This window comes from Myroides sp. LoEW2-1 (assembly GCF_009767705.1).
GTDB classification, from domain to species: Bacteria; Bacteroidota; Bacteroidia; order Flavobacteriales; family Flavobacteriaceae; genus Flavobacterium; species Flavobacterium album_A.
Genome location: NZ_WSPP01000202.1, coordinates 1 through 6,407, shown reverse-complemented (window position 1 = coordinate 6,407; position 6,407 = coordinate 1). Strand labels below are relative to the sequence as shown.

Below are 6,407 nucleotides of genomic sequence, written 5' to 3'. Positions count from 1 at the left end.
AAATCGACATTTGTATTCCATTTTGACATTATCTCTAAATTGAATTCAAGGACATTACCTTTCTTTAGATTAGAAAATTTAAATACAAACCATTTATCATGTATATAACTAGAAATAGGAAGTTCAATATTTATTTTTTCAGAAGCAACTCCAACATTATAATCTATTTTTATAGGAGATCCATTCTGGTCTTTTATATCATATCCCTCAGTATAATTACCTAATATAAGTCTATTAGATATAGCTGTAAGTGCTCTAGCTTTTCGTGGTACATTGTCAAATTGTTTATATAATTCTCTTTCAGGAAGTAGATTATATAATTTATTATTAGAGTATTTTATGCTTTTTATTTGATTATGCCCCCACCCTTCTTTTTCTTTTACGAAATTTTCAACGATATAAACATTATTTGAATTACTTTCCTTAGCTAATACTTGAATTTCTTTAACCCTCTTGTCTCCAGTATTAAAATCTACTCTTACTGCATTGTATCTATTTACCATACCAACATTATCGTTAGTATCAAAATCTATAGATAAACCTAATGGTTCAAAAGCATAATTAGAAAAGGCTGAAATTGCAGAAAATTCTCCATCAAGGTATTTATATCTATAAGAAAATGCGATAAACTTATCTTGAATGTTATTAGAATAGTCCTCGTCAAAACTCATTGTAATTTTTGGAGCTTCAATTGGGGGCTTTTTGATTAGATATATATCCTCTTTTTCAAATCCATTTTCTGCGTATTTTTTAGATCGTTCAATATTAATACAGCAAATCTCCATATTACCATCAGACCAAATAAGTAAATCTTTACCTGCTGTTTCTGAGACAATTTTTATTATGCCTGTTATTAAATTTCCCCTCTTTAAGTCTAACACTTTTGTTGTTCTAGTATCTTGTAATAAAAAGTACAACACTTTTGTCTGTATATCATACTCTAATACATAACACCCTCTGTTAGATATTACCCACCAATATAACTTTCTCTTTGCCTCATCAGTATATGTGCCTAATGTCTCTACATTACTTCCTATGTAAAGGTTAGTCAACTGCTTATTTGATAAACACTTTTCTATTGCTCCTACATTACTACCTTCTGAAGTATTAATTATAATATTCTCAGCATGACGAAAATACCCATCATCTAAAAGACGTTCATCTACGTCTTTATTCATTATCCCTTTTACAAAAGTTCTTCTAATATTTGGCATAACTAAATCCTTCTTAATACTTCATATAACTTAAAATTCATCTTATCAAGTTTAGCTTGATGTAGAGAACCTTTATACCTTTGAAATGCACGCTGTTTTTCATTAGCTGGCACATTCCTTCTGCGTTCAATACATAAATGGTATATTAAATTTTCAAGAGGTTCTTGTAAGTACTTATGTATAGTTATCTCTTCTTCTCTTAAATCTGCTTGTAGTCCATCAGAAATATATTCCAAAACTATATCTTTATCCATTAAGTCTGATGAGAAAGCAATCGTACCTCTACGCTCGTCTATTACAAATTCCCCATACTTAGAAAAATCCTTATTAGAGAAGTTTCCTCCTCCACAACCACAACAACTCTCAACTTTATATCTTTGATAAGGTGTGTTGTAAATATTGCCTGAATCAGCTGTTAAAACCATTCCTCTATCGTCAAATAACAATTCCCCTTTATGGTCTTGTAAATAAGCTATCGCAGTATTTATTTTTTTATTCTCATTCAATGGTTGAAGTTTACCATCTATAATTACAGATATTCTTACCCAATCAACATAATCAAAGGGCATAGTAATATATAAACTATCTGGGACAGTTATTTCTACAGCAAGTATATCATTCGCAGTATTTGTATTGAGTTGTTTAATACCATTAAGAGCATGTTTTAATAGCTTACTCCTTGATGTATTTTTTAAATAAGAATCTTCATCATATGTCTCTGACAACATATTCTCAATTATATCATTCAAAGGAACATACTGATATTTACCATGTGATTTTGGATCACTATAATATTGTTCTTCTGTCATAACTAACTTTGAATTTCTTGATTAAACTCAATATTTTGTTGTTGAGCCATTACTTGTTGAAGCTCTTGTTCTTTCAGATTTATTCCCACTTTCTGAAGTGTCTTGATAATTATATTATACACTTCACTTTGATGCATATCTATATCTTGAAAATCTGATGTGGAAGGATTAAAAACTTCAGTGCCTCTAACTTTTACGAATGTCCAGTTAGGCATTTTTACTTTTCTCAAATAAGTAACTTGATACACTTTATATCCGATAGGGTATACTACAATACTATTCCCTGAGTTCTTATATCCGATAGGGTATAATTTTCTTGCAAACGATTTATTTATTCTAAATGCTGATTGATTTTTAAATAGTTCTACTTCACTATTATCTACAAAAACACTTTCTAAGTACCTTAGGTCTTTTGGTAGTGAAATAATATCATTCTGTAAGGTAGCTGAAAACTCTACTTTATAATGGTCTAATTTCTCTCTGATTCTATCAGATATATTACCAATCCCTTGCTCTATTAATCCTTTATTACCCCTATTTTGAATTCGATTTAACTCATAGAAATAACTCTCATATATTTCCTCAATAGTAGTATTGATTAACAATCTAATTTCACTAGGCTTTATATTACCCCTTATATCACTATTTGCAATAGCAAGTATCGTTTTATAAACTAAATCAATCAAATACATAATAAAAAAAAATCTATCATCTTATTCAAAGATAATAGATTTTATTTATATAAGTTTTATATAGTAAGGGTTATTTATATAAAACTATTTATTCAACTCAGCTTTAATATATTCTATATCATTCTTATATCTAGGACCAGGTTCTTTTCCAAATTTCTCAAAATATTTTGCTTGAGCTTCTTCTAAAGTCAACTCAGTAGTTTCTGTTTTTACTACTTCATCTTCCTTGATAGATTTAACCTCTGCCAACTTAGCTTGTAATTCTGCAATCAAATCATCTTTAGATGTATCCTTTTCTTTAGAAGCTAATTCATATTTTAACTTTTCAATCTCCTTGTCCTTTTCTAACAAAACAATTGAATTTTCTTTTGATGTAGATGTAGGAATATTTTTGTCTTCAACACCAAGTTTTTGAGCGATTACTTGCATTGTTGATAAAGCTTGGTCGCTTCCATTGTTAAGAAACTCTCCAAGTTTTATATTCCCTTTTTCGCCAACTGCTAACGTAATGATTGTTTCTTCTGTGTCGCTCCAAATAACTTTTGTCTGACCTAAGTTATTCTTTACAATACCTTCTACGAAAGCTTGTGCAGCAATATATTGAGATTCAAAATTCTTAGATTCTAACTTAGATATAATATCTTCTGGTTTGTTAAAAGCTAATTCTTTTAATTTGTGATTAGCTACTGTTAACTGCCAATGCATAGCTTCAATTCCAAACACTACCATAGCCTTTGAACGTAATTCAATATCAGTAAGGTCTTTTACTAATTCAGCAGCTTTAAGTTTTAAGTCATACTCTTTCAATGCATCTTCACTTTCTTTTTCCAAAGTGAAAATACCGTATTTCTTACCAAACCAAGAGTGAGATTTAAGTAACTGAATTAGATTAGTATCTGTTTCATTTACCTTTAACTCTGTTTTTCCTACAATTTCGTTTAATACAAACGCAGGTATCTTACTTGGTTTAATTTCCTTGTTCTCAGCAAGAACATCCTCTGTGAAGATTGAATCATTCCCTTTGTAATAATTAATCAGTTTGGACTGTCTTGTACCAGGTTTTACAGCTGTAGCTCCATTAATAGGAAGTGTCCAGCTCTGTGGGTGTTTATTCCCTATAAGTCTAAAAATAATTTGTGCCATAATTTAAAAATAGAAACAATGAGCCAACAATTGTAGTTGACTCATTAGTTAGTTTTTATACATATACCTCAGTAGAACGACCTACAACAAAGTTGTTAGCTCCAACCACTCTATTAGTACATTCAGTTAACAAATCGATGTAAGAGCGGTCTCCTTTTACTTGTTGACCAAAAAGACCAAACATTTTCATTTGACGTTTTCTATCCATTCCTCGATATAGAACCTCTAAATAGGGTACAGATTCAACTTTACCATTATTCATTACATCTACTCGCCCTGTAGGTACACCAAAAAACGCTAAAGAAGAAGTATCAAAATTAGTTGCTCCTAATAATGTTGGGTCATCCAATAGTGCCCAAGGTTTAAAGTGGAAATCAACTCCATCAATATAGATAGAAGTAAAATCTAATGCCATGGCCATGTCTTTACTATTGTTAAAAGCTCCATAATAGCCACCATTAACATGAGCTGCATTAAGAGATTTAGCCATTTTGCTAATAGCTCTCATTTGAGCATGCCTAGCGAAATACATAAACTCTTTACATACCCCTTGTTGCTTTGCTCTAAATGCTAAGTCTGATAAATCATCATCACTAGCAATTAAGTTATTTGCAATATTTCCATAATTTTCAACAAATGGAATAACCCCTTGTTGACCTCTAGGTAAACCTGCTAAAGCAGCTGGAGAGTTATCATCTCCTCGGTCATTAAACAGAATTGCCATTTCTACTTTGTTGTCAAACATAGTATTATAACGTTCAATTTCTGTATGCATCCAGTATGCTTCATTATTAGGGCCTCCTACCCATGTAATGTGCTTCGCATCTGAATTTGAAATAGTATAATTATCTGGGATAATTTGTGTAAAGTTCTGACGTGTTTTAGGATCCCAATTTTTCCCTTGATCCATTCCGTCTCCCCCTTTTTTATCAGAAGAGAAAAAGTCAGCAATAATAGTTACTGGTTCAGTTGGAAAATCAACACTACTTTTGTTTAATGCTTTAAAAACAGTAGTAGAAGTAATCTCTACAACGTGTGCTTGCCATTCTTTCTCACCATCAGAAATAGCGACAATATCGTTAATTCTCAACTGGTGTGGTTTAGGACAAGTGAAAACATTATCAGAAATTTTCACACCTTCAATATGTAAGTGTAGTCGACCTTGCTCAGCCCATTGAATCATATCCGAAACGTATGTTCTATTTCTTCCATTAGAAATAGCATCTAATACACCTGTAATATTTCCTTTACCATTTGCAAAATGCAAACCTTGAATCATCTCAGGTGCGAATTTCATTGCATAATCATACTTTGTAATAAAATTCTCAGGTCTAGGAACATAAGAAGAATCCGGATTTTCAATAACAGGGATTCCTAATTTGTTTGTATCTTTTAAATCAAAAGCCATTTTGAAAAAATTAAATATCGTTAATATTCATTATTTTAATTCCTGGCATTTCTTTGTTTGACAAATTATTAGATTGGGTATTGTAGTTGACATTACCTCTTTGTTTCATTACTTCTTCAATAGCTTCTGCTCTTGCTTTATGAACTAAGGAAGAAATAACAGTATTTCTATTCTTAGGGTCTAACCAAAACACATCTTCTGCAAATTGTTTATGATTAAATCCTTCAGCACCTTGATAGGTGTCTTGAACAAACTTTCCTAAGTCAGATACAATAGACAGAGCACTGCTCCTGTCATTATCTGAATAATCATAGTTGTAATTCAAATCTTTTTGCTCACCATTATCATCAATGCTCACTTTAAACGAAGTTGCTGTAACACTGTTCACAGCTTCTTTGATCATTTGATTGTGTTTATCTTGATTTTGTTGAGCAATTTCATAATCAGACTTTCTCATCAATGTACCATTGGCAAGTTGTACTAATTCATCCTGATTATTATTCTGCTGTGCACTATGCACTACTTTTTTTATAGGTTGTCTGTATTTTTCTTGCTCCTCTAAGCGTGCATCTTTTATAGACTTACCATACTTTGATAGTTCTATTAAATCATTAGTAGTTAAGTCATTAATATCTGAAATACCTAATTTGTTTTCAAGATACTCATCTACTTGACTTTGACTTAATTTAATCCCTGATTCCTTTAATACTTGTTCACGAGCAAACTGTAATGGTGGAATATCATCAATATTAGTATTTAATGCTTCATACTCCTTACGTGTCCTACCAGTTTCTTTTTTATAGTTAAAAAAAGCTTTGTCGTCATCATCCATTAAATCTTCCCAAGGATTCACTTCCTTAGTTTCAATAACCTTTTCTGGTTCTTTTAATAACTCATCTATGGAACTTACCTCTCTACCTTTCTTCTTAAAATAATCCAATACAGCTTCATCTGTAACTATACCAGGTTCATTACCTTGATTATTCTCTACCTGATTATCATTTTGATTGATATCTGGTAAATTTTCTTGATTATTATCTTGCTCTTCTATACTCATATTAAAAAACTTAATAGACTTTACTTATCAATCGAATCAAAGATAATAAATAAAATCTATTACACAACAAGCTAACTATAAAAT

5 protein-coding genes and 1 pseudogene are annotated in these 6,407 nt (G+C 30.9%); all 6 read right to left on the bottom strand.

The annotated features are described in order from the left end of the window. Positions 1-1,214, bottom strand: a pseudogene (locus GOQ24_RS11905) (fibronectin type III domain-containing protein); the annotation flags it as partial. Positions 1,215-1,216: 2 nt separating this feature from the next. Next, positions 1,217-2,023: a hypothetical protein gene (locus tag GOQ24_RS11900; RefSeq protein ID WP_160339782.1), complete on the bottom strand. Its 807-nt coding sequence runs from the start codon at positions 2,021-2,023 to the stop codon at positions 1,217-1,219. A gap of 2 nt (positions 2,024-2,025) precedes the next feature. Beyond that, a complete protein-coding gene (locus tag GOQ24_RS11895) occupies positions 2,026-2,715 on the bottom strand; it encodes a hypothetical protein (RefSeq protein ID WP_160339781.1) in 690 nt (229 codons plus the stop codon). An 84-nt stretch (positions 2,716-2,799) separates the two neighbouring features. After that, complete coding sequence (locus GOQ24_RS11890; RefSeq protein WP_160339780.1) at positions 2,800-3,858, bottom strand: hypothetical protein; 1,059 nt, start codon at positions 3,856-3,858, stop codon at positions 2,800-2,802. A gap of 55 nt (positions 3,859-3,913) precedes the next feature. Then, a complete protein-coding gene (locus GOQ24_RS11885; protein WP_160339779.1) occupies positions 3,914-5,266 on the bottom strand; it encodes a hypothetical protein in 1,353 nt (450 codons plus the stop codon). A gap of 10 nt (positions 5,267-5,276) precedes the next feature. Further along, positions 5,277-6,323 (bottom strand): hypothetical protein, encoded by a 1,047-nt coding sequence (locus tag GOQ24_RS11880; RefSeq protein ID WP_243731272.1) that lies wholly within the window; start codon positions 6,321-6,323, stop codon positions 5,277-5,279. Positions 6,324-6,407 lie beyond the last annotated feature (84 nt).

Excerpts from the sequence above, each read along its gene's own strand:
- GOQ24_RS11900 (WP_160339782.1), bottom strand. The coding sequence starts at position 2,023 with ATGACAGAAGAACAATATTATAGTGATCCAAAATCACATGGTAAATAT.
- GOQ24_RS11895 (WP_160339781.1), bottom strand. The coding sequence starts at position 2,715 with ATGTATTTGATTGATTTAGTTTATAAAACGATACTTGCTATTGCAAAT.
- GOQ24_RS11890 (WP_160339780.1), bottom strand. The coding sequence starts at position 3,858 with ATGGCACAAATTATTTTTAGACTTATAGGGAATAAACACCCACAGAGC.
- GOQ24_RS11885 (WP_160339779.1), bottom strand. The coding sequence starts at position 5,266 with ATGGCTTTTGATTTAAAAGATACAAACAAATTAGGAATCCCTGTTATT.
- GOQ24_RS11880 (WP_243731272.1), bottom strand. The coding sequence starts at position 6,323 with ATGAGTATAGAAGAGCAAGATAATAATCAAGAAAATTTACCAGATATC.